The following is a 17,891-nucleotide window of genomic DNA, read 5'->3' as shown; positions in this document are numbered from 1 at the left end:
AATGAAAAAAATATTTATTCTATTAACTATTTTCTCTCTAATTTCTTGTAATTCTCAAGGCAAAAAACCCATTCCTGGTGTTACTGAGTATCAAAAGAACTTGAATATGCAGTTTAAAGATGCTTCTCGCTCTCCACTTAAAAAAAGAGATTTAAAAAAGTTTGAAAAATTAGACTTTTTTAAAGTTGATTCTTCTTTTGTGACAGTAGCCAATTTACAAAAAATAGAAAATGCGCCTTTATTTAAAATGGCAACCACTACAGATAGGACTGCTTTTTACAAAGAATATGGTAACTTATTATTTATGCTTAAAGGAAAAGAGTTTCAACTAACCTTGTACCAAAGTCAAGAAGATTTAGAGAATGAAGATACAAAGGATTTACTTTTTCTACCTTTTACAGATAACACCTCTGGTAACGAATCTTACGGAGCTGGAAGGTATATGAATCTTTCTATAAATGATATTACAAAGGATAATACCATTGTACTAAACTTTAACAACACTTACAACCCTTATTGTGCTTATAACGAGTTATTTTCTTGCCCTTTAACACCTAGAAAAAACCACATAGACATTGCTGTAAAAGCAGGTATTAAAACGTTTAAAAAATAGTGAGAAGTGAGAAGTGAGAAGTGAGAAGTGAGAAGTGAGAAGTGAGAAGTGAGAAGTGAGAAGTGAGAAGTGAGAATAAAAAAACGTTTGCATTTGCAAACGTTTTTTTATTCTATAAAGTTATTTGTAAAATTAATAATTCCACATATCAATCTCTCTGTTTCTAATATCTTCTTTTATTTTGTTGGCTTCTAGTAATTGAAATAAAGAATTTCCTCTTACATAATCTTCAATTGCTCTGTTACCATATATATTTTCTTCTCTAATGATAGTAGAACTAAATCTACGTGCATTTAATAAATGATCGAAAGAAATTGGGTGAGAGGCATTTTTAGGATTAAAAACTTTAGCATCATGAAGCACTTCTCTTGCTGATGGGAAAAAGACCCAAAAAAGCTCATAAAGCTCTTCGTCTTCAATCTCCTCAACTCCTAAAGTTTGTACATCTTTACCCATTGGCGCTAATGCCAATAACCTATATTTTAATTCACCTTGTCGCTTATCAAAATACCAAACTCCTTTTATCATATAACCAGCAACATCTTCCGTTTGAATTCTAAAAGTATCTGAATACCCGTTTTCATCTCTTACATTTATTAAACGCTGATCTATTTCTTGCTGTGTTATTTTAGAAGTAAAAAAAGAATCGTCATAAGCCTCTTTAATTTTACCTTGCTTAATTCCTTTTATTAAGGTATGAAACAAAGATCTTCTTGAAGTAGAAATACTTGTAGTGTCTATTGGAAAATAATACGGTAAATTTATTTTTTGATTTAAATCTATAAATTCCCAAACTACTTTAGACCATAATATATCTCTATCATCTACATAACCATAAGGTATTGGCCCATCATTATCTGCTGCCAGTTGTTGCTGACTTTTAACACCTATTTGATCTACATTTTTTGCGTTTAGTAAATTTGCTTGCGCATTTACCAAACCTGTAGTTAAAATAGCGAAAAAGAAAAATATACATTTTTTAATCATAACTCTATTTATTTTCTAGTTACTTAACTCTATACTTACAGGTATAACCTTCTTCAACTTATAAGAAGAATTCCCAATAATTGATGCCTTTATATCGTAAACCGTAATTACATCTCCTCTTCTTGCCTTCGATAATGCTTTTTTAGCTTGTGCGTTAAATCTATTACCGTTTACTATAACTGTAACTTGCCCAGGTACTTTAACTTTAAAGCTATTTACTTTTAAATTTAAATCGAAAACAAAGTCTGGTAAACCAGCACCAATAGGTGTATTAGCTACACTAGCTTTAGGCATTCTTACCACACCAAATTGGCCACGAGCAGAACCCATAGCTGCAGGTATATCTTTTATTCTAAAAGTTTTTGGCGTATTAATAGGTTTTCCATCTGGTAACTTTCCAGAAACATTAATAGTTACACTATTTCCAGATCTTGGACTTAATGAATAACTACTACCTTTAACTTGTTTTAATCCAGGAGCACTTGCTTTAACTTTATTTGCAGGAATACCAGGTATAGATATTGTTAACGGATTCTGAACACCTCTGTACACAACATTCATCTTATCTGCTGAAACTACCGCAGAATTAGGTTTAGAAATTACTGAATAAGAACTTTTAAATGGCACAGGAACCTCTTCTCCGTTTTCCATGAAAAATATTGTTCCTTTAATATCTTTTTCTCCAACAGAACCTGCACGTAAATCTAGAACTACACTTCCATCTTTAAAATTATTATAAGGTTTTCCGTTTAATACAACACGAGTTGGTTTTAAACTTGGATCATATCTTCCTAAAACGACACTACCATTTACTTGATCTCCTGGATAAAAAGCATTTTTATCTAATTGTACTATACCATTATAATTGGTCATCGAAACTTCACTTTCTAACTGACCACCTAATAAATCTGCTATAATATCACTCTCAGTATTTTTAATATCCGTTTGAATTTGTGTAAAGTTTGTCAAAGAAGCAACCATTGGAAAGCCTTCATACCTTGCGTTTAAAAAACGAACTTTAAGATTCGTTTTACTATTTACCACCTCATCTGTATTAAATCTATTTTTAATTCCTGGAGCAAATTTACTATCAGTTCCCAATACATTTAACATATTTTCTCTAAATGCATTTCTTTTGTCTAAAAATTCTTGACCTTCTGCAGTATATTTATCACCCTTAAAAAAATAAGTATCCAACCAATCTGTTTTATCCATGATCTCGTAATCATTTTTATCTTCAATATCAGCTATCAATTTAGTTTTTAAATCTGCGATATAAGAAAAATATTCTGACGAATACTGCTGGATTTTATCTGCTTTTACTTTTAATGGTCCAAATTTATCTGGTTGTTCAGATGCTTTAGTTGCTAAATTAGCATAAGCTAATGTGTTTTTTTCTGTAGTAGACGTATTACCATCTACCAGTTTTGAATTTGTATAACCAAAAGCTGATAAAACTTCTTTATCCATTTGCATTGCTAACATCGCAATAAAAACAAGATACATCAAATTAATCATCTTCTGTCTTGCGGACATTTTTCCTCCTGCCATTCGAATTAGTTTTTAAATTGTTAATTGATTAATTGAACTAATTATTTAGACATTGCTGAAAGCATACCTCCATAAACCCCATTTAATGAAGATAAATTGGTTGCTAAAGCAGCCATTTGTGCTTGTAATTTCTCTGTATTTTCTACCATTGCAGAATTTAATTCTGTTTGTTTACCAGAATTTTCTACTTGTACTCTGTAAAGATTGTTTAAAGACTCCATTTGCAATGCGGCTTTAGACATTTCTTCATTATACTTGTTTGTAGATGCTACAGACTCGGATGCTGCAGATAAGCCTTGTGCTGCGCTTTGAAAATTTTTCATACTGCTGCCTAAACTTTCCATTAAGCTAGAATCAATTTTAGCTTCTTTTAATAAGTTATCTAGTTTTTGTGACAACATACCATCTGCTCCTAACTTCTTTTGTTCTTTTTTAGAGGCTGGTGCTTCTGTTGCTAATTCTGGATATACTTTAGACCAATCTAAATCTTCTTCTGGAGCTTCAAAAGCTGATAAAAAGAAAATAACCGCCTCTGCAACCAAACCAATTCCCAAAACTAAAGCTCCGTTTATAGGTCCAAAGCTTATGTGATTTAACTTAAATAAAGCTCCTAAAATTACAATTGATGCTCCTACGTTATAAGCTATATTAAATAATCTTTTTTTTGTACTAGACTGTGCCATAATTTTTCTTAAATTTTTATTTTTATTGTTAGTTAGTTGTTCCTATATAATTTTGTACGGTTCTAAAACCAATGTAGCTTCTTGCAGTATCTGCATATTCAAAATCTCTAGATCCTACTTCTAAGAAATAGGCTACATCTTTCCAAGAACCACCACGTACAATTTTTCTTTTATTTTTTCTATCTTCCACATTAGGGTTCATGGTAGAAGCCATGTAGTAAGAAGACAAGTTGTAAGCGGTGTTAGTCCATTCAGACACATTACCTGCCATATTATACAAACCGTAATCATTGGCGTTAAATGATTTAGCTTCCATTGTATACAAAGCACCATCTGCTGCATAATTACCTCTTACGGGTTTAAAGTTTGCTAAAAAACAACCTCTATCGCTAGTTGTACCTCCTGTTCCCCATGGGTAAGTAGCAAACTCTAATCCACCTCTTGCTGCATATTCCCATTCTGCTTCTGTAGGCAATCGAAAATCAGGTACTTGTGTTGCATTTTTTCTACCACGTAGATAATCATTTTTCTTTTTTGTTCTCCAATTACAAAAAGCATTGGCTTGCCCCCAAGTAACACCAACCACTGGATAATCTCCATAAGATTGATGATAGAAATAATCTTGATGCATTGGATCGTTGTATGAATAATTAAAATCTTTTACCCAAGCAGTTGTATCTGGATAAATGTTTAAAACCTCTACTTGGACAAAATCTTTTCTGTTTCCTCCTTTTCTTGCAGCATTATCTCTATCAAACCAAGAATATCTATACTTCAAATATTTGGTATTAAATGTTCTTATTCCATCTACGGCTTCCTCTCTCGAGATAAACAAAGAGTCCATAACTTCTACATAATCTATATCTGGATATTCTTCTTTTTTCCAAACCAGCTCAGTATCCCAGTTTAATGGTTTTATAGAATCTATACCATCTCCTAAACTCCAGTAATTTTCGTACATGTATTTTTGATAAGGCGTAGCATCAGTAGTATCTATAGTTGCAAATGCATAATCATGTATACCTCCACTTGGCCCAGCACCTGCAGGATCTGGCGTAGATGTAATTGCCGCAAATTCTTGCTGATAACCTAGCTTCGTTCTAGTAACTGAATCTCTAACCCAATGTACAAATTCCTTGTACTCATTATTTGTAATTTCTGTTTCGTCCATAAAATAGGGCCTAACAGTAACTGTTTTTGTTGGCGCATTCATGGTACCAATCACATCTTGATCTTGCTTACCCATTGTAAATGAACCTCCTGGAATTAAAGCCATACCAAATGGCTTTTCTGAAAACCATTTCTTTTTAACCTTAATCCCCACTAATTCTCCTCTATCATTAGAGCCACAACTGTAAAAAACTGCTATTAAAAGTGCAAATATTGCTGCTTTCTTCATATTATAATTTATCTTATCTAAAAAGTTCGTAAACCTATTATATTTTTTGCTAAAAAACAATCTTACAATGGTATTTTAACGTAATGATTTTTTTAAAACGTAAAACTACACCAATTTCTTCATTGCTTTGTACCATTTTTCTGGTATTATTTGGTTTATTGCCTCAGTATAGTCTTTATAAGTACATGGTATTAACGCATGTCTTTTGTATTTATTATTAGATAGAATATTTATTTCTATCCACCATCTGCCAGACTTATTACTTTTATAAAACGTAAGCGGTTCATCATCATTTAATAAAACCGTAAATTTTTGGTAATTATCTTTGTTAGAAAAAGGGTAATCTTTTACTCTATAGTTTACGCCTTCTATAAAATACCAAATCATTTGCGCTATTAAATGTGCTGTTTGCCCATCTCTATCTAAAGTTGCATTATATTCATAAACACCAAATGACGAAACTTTATCACTTATACCTGCATATCTGGCAATTGCACAAATCTCTTCGCCATAAAAACCATTTGGAGATGCGTTATAATTAGCAGGCGCTTCATTCTGACGAATAGCTCCAATATCTATAGACACAATATCTGCACTTCTAAATGCTGGCTCTATATTTTCCAATTGTTTTGCGTTACCTAATCTATAGGTATCAAAAAATAAATTGTCTAATAATTCAATTTCATCTTTAGAATTTAAATACGTTTGATACCCAACATTGCAATAATTAAATAAATTATTGGGTTCTTGCATTATAATTTTACTCAAGTAAGACTGAGACGTAAGTTCATCTTCTAGATTACCAAGATCAAATCTACTATCTACAGTTGTAATATTTACGGTTTGCTCTAAAGCATCATACGCTCTATAATTAACGTAGGTAATATCTTGCCCACCACCAATAATAATTGGAATTATCTGTTTTTTTAAAAGTGAAGTAATTATTTCTGAAACTGCAAAATAAGTATCTGAAACCTTATTGCCTTTTTGCACATTACCTATATCTGCGATGTTTGTCTCCCACTTTCCGGGATACAATTGATACAGTTTCTTTCTAATATTTTCTAGATCTTGCCCACAGCCCGTGTTTCCCTGTGAGTTTCTATCTTCTTGAACTCCAAAAACTACAAGCTTTACATCTTGTAAGTCTGGAAAACCTTGTTTTTCTGTATAAATTTGAATGTTCTGCCCAAAAGGCAAATCAGATTGTAGCATTGCGTCTGCTATAACCGATTCTTTTACAGGAGTCAAAAAATCTGAATTCATTAAGCTAGTTTAAACACCCTGCAAGATAAGAAAACCTTATTTCTTTTTAGCTGTTTTTTTTGCTGTTGTTTTCTTTTTTGCAGCTGCTTTCTTTTTTGGTGCTTTTTTCTTTGGCGTTTTAGCTTCAATCATTTTTACAGCCTCTTCTTTAGAAAGCTTTTCAATTTCTGTAGTTTTAGGTAATTCTATTTTAATTTTACCTTTTAAAACATTAAAACGGCCCCAACGTGCTTTTTCTACGCGAATACCAACATCTTCCCAATTATGAATAACTTTGTCTATTTCTTTCTGCTTTTTTACTTCAATCAACTCAATAATATCGTCATCAGAAAGGTTATCAAAATCGTATTTTTTATTTACGTTGATAAACATCGAATTCCATTTTATAAATGGCCCAAAACGTCCTACTCCTTTTTGCACAGGTAAATCTTCATAGTGATAAATTGGTGCATCTGCTTTTTGTTTGGCAACAATTAATTCTTCTGCCCTTGCTAAATCTACTTCCATAGGGTTTTCGCCTTTATCTAAAGACACAAACATGCTTCCAAAACGAATATAAGGTCCATAGCGTCCGTTAGAAACAATTACTTCTTCATCTTGAAAAGTACCTAACGTTTTTGGTAATAAAAATAACTCTAAAGCTTCTTCTAAAGTAATTGTACCTAAATTTTGATCTTTATTTAAGCTCGCAAAAATTTTTTCTTCATCTTCTGGCGCACCAATTTGTGCAATAGGCCCAAATTTACCCAAACGTACTAAAACGGTTTTTCCACTTTCTGGATGTTTTCCTAGAATACGTTCTCCGCTTTCTCTTTCTGCGTTTTCTTTAACATCTTCTACATTTTCATGGAATTTGTTATAAAAATCTTTAATCATTTCTGTCCAATTCTCATCACCTTCAGAAATATCATCAAAAGAGTTTTCTACTTTGGCCGTAAAACCAAAATCTAAAATATTAGAGAAATTATTTACTAAGAAATCGTTTACAATATTACCAATATCTGTAGGGACTAACTTATTTTTATTCGCGCCTGTATTTTCGGTAAGCTTTTTATTTTCGATAGTTCCATCGGAAAGAATTAACTGCTCGTATTTTCTTTCTACACCTTCATTATCTCCTTTTTCTATATAACCTCTTCTCTGCACTGTAGAAATTGTTGGTGCATATGTAGATGGTCTACCAATACCCAATTCTTCTAATTGTTTTACTAATGAAGCTTCTGTAAAACGGTAAGGTGGACTCGTAAAACGCTGCGTTGCATTTATAAAACTATATTCAAGTGCATCGTTTTTCTTTAAATTAGGCAACATTCCTGCTTGCTCTTCTCCATCTTCATCATCATTTCCTTCTAAATATACTTTTAGAAAACCTTCAAACTTAATCATTTCGCCATTTGCTGTAAAAATCTTTTCGTTTTCAGAATTTTCAATCTTTACATTGGTTCTTTCCAATTGTGCATCACTCATTTGCGATGCTAAAGTTCTTTTCCAAATTAAATCATACAATCTATTTTGGTCATATTCTGTATCTATACCATGCATTTTCATGTTGGTAGGTCTAATGGCTTCATGGGCCTCTTGTGCTCCTTTTGCTTTCGACTTAAAAACACGTTGTTTGCTATATTCTGCTCCGTAATAATTGGTAATTTCTTCTTCAGCAGCATCTCTTGCATCTACAGATAAATTTACACTATCTGTTCTCATGTAGGTAATTAAACCGGCTTCATACAAACGTTGTGCAACTTGCATGGTTTTACCTACTGGAAAACCTAATTTACGTGATGCTTCTTGTTGTAATGTTGATGTTGTAAATGGCGCTGCTGGCGATTTTTTAGCTGGCTTTTTAGTTAAATCTGCAATTGAAAAATCCGCATTTGCACAAGAAGTTAAAAATGCTTCTGCTTCTTTTTTAGAATCGAAATTTTTAGGTATAGTCGCTTTAAACTTTTTTCCTTCTAAATTTTTAAATTCTGCAACTACCTTATAATGCGTTTGTGCTTTAAATTCTTGTATACTTCTTTCTCTTTCTACAATTAAACGTACAGCAACCGATTGTACACGTCCTGCAGATAAACCTCCTTTTACTTTTCTCCATAAAACAGGAGAAAGTTCATACCCCACCAATCTATCTAAAACTCTACGCGCTTGTTGCGCGTTTACCATATTATAGTCGATATCTCTAGGATTTTCGACTGCTTTTAGAATGGCTTTTTTAGTAATTTCATGAAAAACAATACGTTTTGTATTATCGTCTTTTAACTCTAATTGTTGTTGCAAGTGCCATGCAATAGCTTCTCCTTCTCTATCTTCATCACTTGCTAACCAAACTGTTTCTGCTTTTTTAGAAAGTGTCTTTAATTTTTTAACAATGGCTTTTTTATCATCAGAAACAATATATTTGGGATTAAAATCTCCTTCTACATCTATTCCCAATTCTTTGGATGGTAAGTCTGCAATGTGCCCATAACTAGATTCTACTTGAAAATCTTTTCCAAGAAACTTTTCTATGGTTTTTGCTTTTGCGGGTGACTCTACTATTACTAAATTCTTTGCCATGTATCTTTTTTTTACACCGATTGCGCATTAAAAATACGCCTATTTCAGTTTGCAAAAGTAGTCAGTTTTTTGTTAAAAAAAATTTTTTCTTCAATTTTACCAAAATTATTAACAGAAAACACAAATTATTTTTTCTGCCAATCTGTCAGAATGAAATAAAATTGGTTGTATCTTTGCAATCTTATATGTGATTATTTGAGAGATGCAAAACGTGGAAAAAGTAATAGACGAAAAAGTACAAGGAAAAGCACTTGTTACTGAACATAAAAAAGAAAACACCAAGAAATTATTCATAGAAAGCTACGGCTGCCAAATGAATATGAATGATAGTGAAATTGTAGCTGCAATTTTAGATAAAGAAGGATATAACACTACCCAAATTTTAGAAGAAGCAGATTTGGTTTTGGTAAATACTTGTTCTATACGAGAAAAAGCAGAAACCACTGTTCGTAAGCGTCTACAAAAATACAACCGAGTAAAAAGAGAGGTTAATAAAAACATGAAAGTAGGTGTTTTAGGCTGTATGGCAGAACGCTTAAAAGAAAAGTTTTTAGAAGAAGAAAAAATTGTAGACCTTGTTGTTGGGCCAGATGCTTACAAAGATTTACCCAATTTATTAGATGAAGTTTCTGAAGGTAGAAATGCCGTTAACGTAATTTTATCTAAAGATGAAACTTATGGAGATATTGCGCCTGTTCGTTTAAATTCTAACGGAGTTTCTGCATTTGTATCTATTACCAGAGGTTGTGATAATATGTGTACGTTTTGCGTTGTTCCTTTTACAAGAGGAAGAGAACGCAGTAGAGATCCTAAAAGTATTTTAGAGGAAATTGGGCAAATGGTAGACCAAAATTTTAAAGAAATCACCTTACTTGGGCAAAACGTAGATAGTTTTCTTTGGTATGGTGGTGGATTAAAAAAAGACTTTAAAAAAGCCTCTGAAATGGCGCAAGCTACGGCTATTGGTTTTGCTGAATTGTTAGACATGTGTGCTACAAAATACCCAAAAACACGTTTCAGATTTTCAACATCTAATCCACAAGACATGCATTTAGATGTAATTCATGTAATGGCGAAACATAAAAATATCTGTAAGTATTTGCACTTACCTGTGCAAAGTGGCTCTAACGCAATGTTAAAAGCTATGAACAGACAACATACGCGAGAAGAATATATGATTTTGGTAGATAATATATTTAAAATTGTTCCAGAAATGTCACTTTCTCAAGATATGATTGTTGGTTTTTGTGGCGAAACAGAACAAGATCATCAAGATACGTTAGAGTTGATGCGATACGTAAAATACGATTTCGGTTTTATGTTTGCCTATTCTGAAAGACCTGGAACTTTAGCAGGTAATAAAATGAAAGATGATGTGCCTTTTGAAGTTAAAAAAAGACGATTGGCAGAAGTAATTGAATTGCAACAAGAACACGCTTTATACAGAACACAGCAACATTTAGGCAAAACAGAAGAGTTTTTAATTGAAGGTACTTCTAAGAAAAATCCAAACCAATGGAAAGGTAGAAACACCCAAAATACAGTGGCAGTCTTTGATAAAGGGAACTACAAATTAGGAGATTTTGTAATGGTTAAAGTAGAAGATTGTACATCTGCAACATTAAAAGGTACTGTTGTTGGGTATTCTGATAATAATTAATATTCAGTAAAAAAGTTACAAAGTAAAAAGTTTTAAAAGTTACCTATCTTACTTCAAAACTTTATAAACTTTTAACTTTAAAAACTATTGAAATGGAAAATTTACAAGCAATAAAACAACGTTTTGGAATTATTGGAAACGATATTCACTTAAATAGAGCTTTAGAAAAAGCCGTACGAGTTGCTCCTACAGACATTTCTGTTTTGGTAACTGGAGAAAGTGGTGTTGGTAAAGAAAATATTCCGAAAATTATACACTCGTTATCACATAGAAAGCATGCAAAATACATTGCTGTAAACTGTGGTGCCATACCAGAAGGAACTATTGATAGTGAACTTTTTGGACACGAAAAAGGTTCTTTTACAGGAGCAACACAAGATAGAAAAGGATATTTTGAAGTTGCGGATGGCGGTACAATATTTTTAGATGAAGTTGGCGAATTACCTTTAACAACACAAGTGCGTTTGTTACGTGTTTTAGAAAATGGAGAATTTATTAAAGTTGGTTCTTCTAAAACCTTAAAAACAGATGTAAGAATTGTAGCTGCAACTAATGTAAATATGCAAGCTGCCATAGAAAAAGAAAAATTTAGAGAAGATTTATATTATAGATTAAGCACCGTAGAAATTAATTTACCAGCTTTAAGAGATAGAAATGAAGACATTCATTTGTTGTTTCGCAAATTCGCATCAGACTTTGCGCAAAAATATAGAATGCCTGCCATTCGTTTGGAAGAAGATGCTATTTACGCCTTACTAAAATACCGTTTTCCTGGAAATATTCGCCAGCTAAAAAATTTAGCAGAGCAAATTTCTGTAATTGAAGAAAGTAGAACAATTTCTGCACTTAAGTTAAAGCAGTATTTACCAGACAACTCAGGTAACTTGCCTGCTATTGTTGGCGGTAAAAAAGAAAACGATTTTTCTACAGAAAGAGATATTATGTATAAGATTTTATTTGATATGCGTAATGACATCAATGATTTAAAAAAGTTGACGCTAGATTTGATGAAAAATGGTAATATTGAAGAAGTTCAAGAAGAAAATCATCATCTTTTAGAAAAAATATACTCAGATCAAGAATTAAAAGAACATGATATTGAGGTTTTAAATATTCCGCAAAAAACCAACAATACAGAACAGGAATACGATTTTATTGAAACTATAGAAGAAGATGAATCTTTATCTTTGCAGGATAAAGAAATAGAAATGATTAAAAAATCATTAGAAAAAAACAACAATAAACGGAAACTAGCAGCAAAAGAATTGGGTATTTCAGAGCGAACGTTATACCGAAAAATTAAACAATACGATTTGTAATAAAAGTATATCATCTAAAATACTATAAAACTCAAACTTTGAAACTTTGAAACTTAAATACTAAATGAAAAAATACATATACATTTCTTTATTTTCAATCTTTGCAATTGTCTTAACAAGTTGCGGGTTTTACTCTTTTACAGGAGGTACTGTAGGTGATGCAAAAACGGTACAAATCGATTTTTTTCCAAACCAAGCGCAATTAGTAGAACCAACTTTAAGTCAGCAATTTACCATAGCTTTACAAGATTTATTTACAAGACAAACCAATTTAAATCTAGTACCTAATAATGGAGACTTACATTTTAGTGGAGAGATTACAGGCTTTAGAATTACACCTATGAGTGCAAGTGCAAACCAAACCTCTGCACAAAATAGACTTACCATAACTGTAAATGTTAGGTATGTTAACAAATTAGATGAAAAGAAAGATTTTGAAAGATCTTTTTCTTTTTATTCGGATTATGCTGCAAATGCACAGTTAACTGGCGGAGTGCAAGAAACTGCTTTCGCAGAAATACTAGAGCGTGTAACACAAGATATTTTTAACGCCTCTGTTGGGGAGTGGTAGTTTTTAGTTTTTAGTTTTTAGTTTTTAGTTTTTAGTTTTTAGTTTTTAGTTAAAATAATATATTTGAAAAGAGATACTTTTATACAATTATTAGAAAGCAAGGGCAATATTCAGCAAGTAGAAACTGCAGAATTAAAGTCTATTGTAGAAGAATTTCCTTATTTTCAAGCGGCAAGAGCGTTATATTTAAAAGGGTTAAAAAACACCGATAGTTTTAAGTATAATAATGAGCTTAAGCATACCGCTGCTTACACCACAGATAGAACTATCTTATTTGAATACATTACCTCTGAAGATTTTAAAAACAAAGAAAATATTCATCAACAGATTTCGGAAAAAATTACAAATACAATTGCTTCTTCAGAAAAAAAAGTAGATGAAAAAAGTAATGTAAAGGTACAAAGTAATCTAAAAAAGGATTTAGATATTGGGAAACCACTTTCTTTTACTTCAACAGAAAGCCATTCGTTTAACCAATGGTTGCAATTATCTACCCAAAATAAGGTGATCAGACATTCAATTAAAAAAGAAAAGAGTACAGAAACCCTAATATCAAAATTCATAGAAAATAATCCTAAAATAGAACCTCTAGAAAAAGGAAAAAGTATTACCATACCTATTGCTGAAAACAAGCAAGATGATGCTTTAATGACAGAGACCTTGGCCAAAGTTTATTTAGAACAAAAAAAATATGAAAATGCAATGCAAGCTTATAGAATTTTAAGTTTGAAATATCCAGAAAAAAGTGGTTTCTTTGCAGACCAAATTAAAAGAATAGAAATTTTACAAAAAAAATAAATCATGAGTTATACAGCTTTTTTAATATTAATTTTGATTGTAGCCATAGCTTTAATACTAATAGTTATGGTACAAAATCCTAAAGGTGGAGGTTTATCTTCTTCTTTTGGCGGTGGTGGAGCACAATCTTTAGGTGGTGTACAAAACACAAATAAGTTTTTAGATAACACAACTTGGACTTTAGCAATTGCCATGTTTGCACTAATATTATTAGCTAATTTTGCAATTCCTAGAAGTGGAGATAACAATTTTCAATTAAATGAAACATTGGAAGGTGTAGAAACTACAACAACTCCAGTAGAAGCTCCTGCAACAACGGATGATGTTAAAGAGTAATAACATCTAAGATAAAAATTAAAATGCCAACGTAAATGACACGTTGGCATTTTTTTTTGCTTAAAACTAAACTAAAAAAACAATCAAAGTAAAATTGTCAGATTTAATGGGTTGGCATAATTTCTGACTATTTAAAGACATTAAAAATAATTTAATTATTAAAATTTTATATACAAATGAGTGTAAACATTAAACCTTTAGCAGACAGAGTTCTTGTAGAACCTGCACCAGCAGAAACAACAACAGCATCTGGACTAATTATCCCAGACAACGCAAAAGAAAAACCACAAAAAGGTACTGTAGTTGCCATAGGTAATGGTAAAGTTGATGAACCACTAACCGTTAAAGTTGGAGATACTGTGTTATATGGAAAATATGGTGGAACAGATTTAAAATTAGATGGCGTAGATTATTTAATGATGCGTGAATCTGATATTTTGGCAATCATCTAAAATCCCATCCTAACCTTCCCAAAGGGAAGGAATTAGAAAGTTTGTCTAAAAATAAACAACAAATATACAATTCATTCCGAGTGAGAACTTTTGAACTTTAAACTTGGAACCTTAAACTAATAATAATGGCAAAAGATATAAAATTTGATATAGAAGCTAGAGATGGCTTAAAACGCGGAGTAGATGCATTAGCAAATGCAGTAAAAGTAACTTTAGGTCCAAAAGGGAGAAATGTAATTATTTCTAAAGCTTTTGGTGCGCCAACAGTTACTAAAGATGGTGTTTCTGTAGCAAAAGAAGTAGAGTTAGAAAATGAGCTAGAAAACATGGGAGCTCAAATGGTAAAAGAAGTGGCTTCTAAAACTAACGATTTAGCTGGTGATGGAACTACAACTGCTACTGTTTTGGCACAAGCAATTGTAAAAGAAGGCTTAAAAAATGTTGCTGCAGGTGCAAATCCAATGGATTTGAAACGTGGTATTGATAAAGCTGTAGAAGTTATTGTTGCAGATTTAGAAAAGCAAACGCAAAAAGTTGGTAATTCTTCTGATAAAATTCAGCAAGTAGCCGCTATTTCTGCAAATAACGATAGCGTTATTGGAGATTTAATTGCAACTGCTTTTGGTAAAGTTGGTAAAGAAGGTGTAATTACTGTTGAAGAAGCTAAAGGAACAGATACGTATGTAGATGTTGTAGAAGGTATGCAGTTTGACAGAGGTTACTTATCGCCTTATTTTGTTACTGATGCAGATAAAATGATTGCAGATTTAGAAAATCCCTATGTTTTATTATTCGATAAGAAGATTTCTAACTTACAAGAAATTTTACCAATTTTAGAGCCAGTTTCTCAGTCTGGTAGACCTTTATTAATTATTGCAGAAGATGTTGATGGACAAGCATTGGCAACTTTAGTAGTAAATAAATTACGTGGTGGTTTAAAAATTGCTGCTGTAAAGGCGCCAGGTTTTGGAGACAGAAGAAAAGCAATGTTAGAAGATATTGCTATTTTAACTGGTGGAACAGTAATTTCTGAAGAAAGAGGATTCTCTTTAGAAAATGCAACTTTAGATTTATTAGGTACTGCAGAAGGTATTACTATTGATAAAGACAATACTACAATTGTAAATGGTTCTGGAGATGCAGATGCCATTAAAGCAAGAGTAAGCCAAATTAAAGCACAAATAGAAACGACTACTTCTGATTACGACAAAGAAAAACTACAAGAACGCTTGGCTAAATTAGCTGGTGGTGTTGCTGTTTTATATGTTGGTGCTGCTTCTGAAGTAGAAATGAAAGAGAAAAAAGACAGAGTTGATGATGCATTACACGCTACAAGAGCTGCTGTTGAAGAAGGCATTGTAGCTGGTGGTGGTGTTGCTTTAGTACGCGCTAAAAAAGTTTTAGAAAAGTTAGCTACAGAAAACTTAGACGAAACTACAGGTGTACAAATTGTAAATAAAGCAATTGAGGCACCTTTAAGAACTATCGTAGAAAATGCCGGTGGTGAAGGTTCTGTAGTAATCAACAAAGTTTTAGAAGGTAAAAAAGACTTTGGTTATGATGCAAAATCAGATCAATATGTAAATATGTTAGATGCTGGAATCATCGACCCTAAAAAGGTAACACGTGTTGCTTTAGAAAACGCAGCTTCTGTTGCTGGAATGATTCTTACTACAGAATGTGCATTAATAGATATTAAAGAAGATGCTCCTGCTGGTGGTGGAATGCCTCCAATGGGTGGTGGAATGCCAGGAATGATGTAGGCAGCGAATCGCTGCAGATAATTATTTCGCTGTTGTGTAAAATGATTTTATCAATTTTGAAGTAATTTATCTGAATTAAAATAAAACTTTTCTCTTTTCTGTCATTTCGACTTTATGGAGAAATCCAATAAAAAAATCCGTTAGAAATTTCCTAACGGATTTTTTAGTTATAAATCAAAAAAAAGACCTCACAAATTTTAAAAGCCTGTGAGATCTATATAATTATAATTTAAGTCTGAGTGAAACCGCCAACTGAATACTGCCAACTGAATACTGATGACTGAGAACTGAATACTAAAACCTAATTCTCCATCTTCTGAAGCCAAGTTTTTACATCAACTTCTGCTTTAATTATATCTTTTAAATCTGCAATAGCCACACGTTTTTGCTCCATTGTATCTCTATGACGTATGGTAACAGATTTATCTTCTAAAGAATCATGATCTACAGTAATACAAAATGGTGTACCTGCAGCATCTTGCCTTCTATAACGTTTACCAACCGCATCTTTTTCATCATAAAACACATTAAAATCCCATTTTAAATCGGCAACAATTTGTTTGGCAACTTCTGGCAAACCATCTTTTTTAACCAATGGAAAAATGGCTGCTTTATATGGTGCTAAAACTGCTGGCAATTTTAATACGGTTCTTGATGTTCCGTTTTCTAAATCTTCTTCTTGTAAAGCGTTAGAAAAAACAGCTAAAAACATTCTATCTAAACCAATAGAAGTTTCTACCACATAAGGCACATAACTTTTATTTTCTTCATGATCAAAATACTGTAATTTCTTCCCAGAATATTCTTCGTGCGCTTTTAAATCGAAATCTGTTCTAGAGTGAATTCCTTCTAACTCTTTAAATCCAAATGGAAAATTAAACTCAATATCTGCTGCTGCATCTGCGTAATGTGCTAATTTATCATGGTCATGAAAACGATAATTCTCTGCTCCCATTCCTAAAGATAAATGCCATTTTAAACGCGTTTCTTTCCAAGAGTTATACCATTCTTTTTGTGTACCTGGTTTTACAAAAAACTGCATTTCCATTTGTTCAAACTCGCGCATTCTAAAAATAAATTGTCTTGCAACAATCTCATTTCTAAACGCTTTACCCGTTTGCGCAATTCCAAAAGGAATTTTCATACGACCTGTTTTTTGTACGTTTAAAAAGTTTACAAAAATACCTTGGGCTGTTTCTGGTCTTAAATATACTTGAGTAGAACTTTCTGCAGAAGCACCGATTTGGGTACCAAACATTAAGTTAAACTGCTTTACTTCTGTCCAGTTTTTAGAACCAGAAACAGGACAATTAATACCTAAATTTTCTATTAATTGTTTAAAACCAGCCAAATCACTTTCTTCTTGAACTCTAGTTAATTCTAAAGTAATCTCGTCTATTTGTTTTTGACGACGCAATACATTTTGATTGGTAGCTCTAAATTCCTCTTCATTAAAGGCATCTGCAAAACGTTTTTTTGCTTTGGCAACGTCTTTTTCTATTTTCTGATTTATTTTTTCTCTAAAATCTTCAACCAAAACATCTGCTCTGTATCTTTTTTTAGAATCTTTATTATCTATTAAAGGATCATTAAACGCATCTACGTGCCCAGAAGCTTTCCAGGTTGTTGGGTGCATTAAAATAGAAGCATCAATACCAACAATGTTTTCATGCATTTGCACCATTGCTTTCCACCAATAATCTCTAATATTCTTTTTTAACTCCACTCCGTTTTGAGCGTAATCGTAAACCGCGCTTAAACCATCATAAATTTCTGATGATTGAAATACATAACCGTACTCTTTTGCGTGCGATAATACCTTTTTAAATTGATCTTCTTGTTTTGCCATAATGCCGACAAAGATAAACGTTTACAGAAATTTTTCAAGAAAAAAAGTAGTTCATTTTAAGACCTCTAAAAGCGTAATAATTTGACAT

15 protein-coding genes are annotated in these 17,891 nt (G+C 32.2%); 8 read left to right on the top strand and 7 right to left on the bottom strand.

Annotation, left to right across the window (positions count from 1 at the left end; translation table 11 throughout):
- Position 1: 1 nt before the first annotated feature.
- Entirely contained in the window at positions 2 to 613 is a 612-nt protein-coding gene (locus tag Q0684_RS00845; protein ID WP_299012149.1) for a DUF1684 domain-containing protein, read from the top strand.
- A 132-nt stretch (positions 614 to 745) separates the two neighbouring features.
- Here Q0684_RS00845 and gldN read toward each other — a convergent pair whose 3' ends face one another.
- The 6 genes from gldN to topA all read right to left on the bottom strand — a co-directional run bounded on the left by gldN (position 746) and on the right by topA (position 9,055).
- Positions 746 to 1,600 (bottom strand): gliding motility protein GldN, encoded by an 855-nt coding sequence (gene gldN / locus Q0684_RS00840; protein WP_299012148.1) that lies wholly within the window; start codon positions 1,598 to 1,600, stop codon positions 746 to 748.
- A gap of 15 nt (positions 1,601 to 1,615) precedes the next feature.
- Positions 1,616 to 3,151 carry a gliding motility protein GldM gene (gene gldM / locus Q0684_RS00835; protein WP_299012147.1) on the bottom strand — a complete coding sequence of 512 codons (1,536 nt, stop codon included), beginning with the start codon at positions 3,149 to 3,151 and terminating at the stop codon, positions 1,616 to 1,618.
- 41 nt (positions 3,152 to 3,192) lie between these two features.
- Positions 3,193 to 3,834, bottom strand: coding sequence for a gliding motility protein GldL (gene gldL / locus Q0684_RS00830; RefSeq protein WP_299012146.1), 642 nt, complete (start codon positions 3,832 to 3,834; stop codon positions 3,193 to 3,195).
- A 28-nt stretch (positions 3,835 to 3,862) separates the two neighbouring features.
- Positions 3,863 to 5,233, bottom strand: a complete 1,371-nt coding sequence (gene gldK, locus Q0684_RS00825) for a gliding motility lipoprotein GldK (RefSeq protein ID WP_299012145.1) — start codon at positions 5,231 to 5,233, stop codon at positions 3,863 to 3,865.
- Positions 5,234 to 5,338: 105 nt separating this feature from the next.
- Positions 5,339 to 6,499, bottom strand: coding sequence for a formimidoylglutamase (locus tag Q0684_RS00820; protein WP_299012144.1), 1,161 nt, complete (start codon positions 6,497 to 6,499; stop codon positions 5,339 to 5,341).
- Between the two features lie 36 nt (positions 6,500 to 6,535).
- Positions 6,536 to 9,055: a type I DNA topoisomerase gene (gene topA / locus Q0684_RS00815; protein WP_299012143.1), complete on the bottom strand. Its 2,520-nt coding sequence runs from the start codon at positions 9,053 to 9,055 to the stop codon at positions 6,536 to 6,538.
- Between the two features lie 202 nt (positions 9,056 to 9,257).
- On the opposite strand from topA, the gene miaB reads away from it, so the two are divergent.
- The 7 genes from miaB (at position 9,258) to groL (ending at position 15,954) form a co-directional block, all read left to right on the top strand.
- Positions 9,258 to 10,715, top strand: a complete 1,458-nt coding sequence (gene miaB / locus Q0684_RS00810; RefSeq protein ID WP_299012142.1) for a tRNA (N6-isopentenyl adenosine(37)-C2)-methylthiotransferase MiaB — start codon at positions 9,258 to 9,260, stop codon at positions 10,713 to 10,715.
- A gap of 92 nt (positions 10,716 to 10,807) precedes the next feature.
- A complete protein-coding gene (locus Q0684_RS00805; RefSeq protein WP_299012141.1) occupies positions 10,808 to 12,034 on the top strand; it encodes a sigma-54 dependent transcriptional regulator in 1,227 nt (408 codons plus the stop codon).
- 64 nt (positions 12,035 to 12,098) lie between these two features.
- Positions 12,099 to 12,605 (top strand): LptE family protein, encoded by a 507-nt coding sequence (locus Q0684_RS00800; protein ID WP_299012140.1) that lies wholly within the window; start codon positions 12,099 to 12,101, stop codon positions 12,603 to 12,605.
- A 63-nt stretch (positions 12,606 to 12,668) separates the two neighbouring features.
- Positions 12,669 to 13,403, top strand: a complete 735-nt coding sequence (locus Q0684_RS00795; RefSeq protein WP_299012139.1) for a hypothetical protein — start codon at positions 12,669 to 12,671, stop codon at positions 13,401 to 13,403.
- 3 nt (positions 13,404 to 13,406) lie between these two features.
- Positions 13,407 to 13,739: a preprotein translocase subunit SecG gene (secG, locus tag Q0684_RS00790; protein WP_299012138.1), complete on the top strand. Its 333-nt coding sequence runs from the start codon at positions 13,407 to 13,409 to the stop codon at positions 13,737 to 13,739.
- A gap of 176 nt (positions 13,740 to 13,915) precedes the next feature.
- On the top strand, positions 13,916 to 14,191 hold the full coding sequence (locus tag Q0684_RS00785; RefSeq protein WP_299012137.1) for a co-chaperone GroES: 276 nt from the start codon (positions 13,916 to 13,918) through the stop codon (positions 14,189 to 14,191).
- A gap of 125 nt (positions 14,192 to 14,316) precedes the next feature.
- The gene (groL, locus tag Q0684_RS00780; RefSeq protein WP_299012136.1) at positions 14,317 to 15,954 is read left to right on the top strand and encodes a chaperonin GroEL; all 1,638 of its coding nucleotides are present in this window, start codon (positions 14,317 to 14,319) and stop codon (positions 15,952 to 15,954) included.
- A gap of 301 nt (positions 15,955 to 16,255) precedes the next feature.
- On the opposite strand, the gene Q0684_RS00775 is transcribed toward groL, so the two are convergent.
- Positions 16,256 to 17,803, bottom strand: a complete 1,548-nt coding sequence (locus Q0684_RS00775) for a glycine--tRNA ligase (protein WP_299012135.1) — start codon at positions 17,801 to 17,803, stop codon at positions 16,256 to 16,258.
- Positions 17,804 to 17,891 lie beyond the last annotated feature (88 nt).

Source organism: uncultured Polaribacter sp. (genome assembly GCF_947503875.1).
In the GTDB taxonomy this organism is placed as follows: Bacteria; Bacteroidota; Bacteroidia; order Flavobacteriales; family Flavobacteriaceae; genus Polaribacter.
The sequence above is the reverse complement of the archived record's forward strand: the minus strand, read 5'-3'. Positions and strand labels throughout refer to the sequence as shown.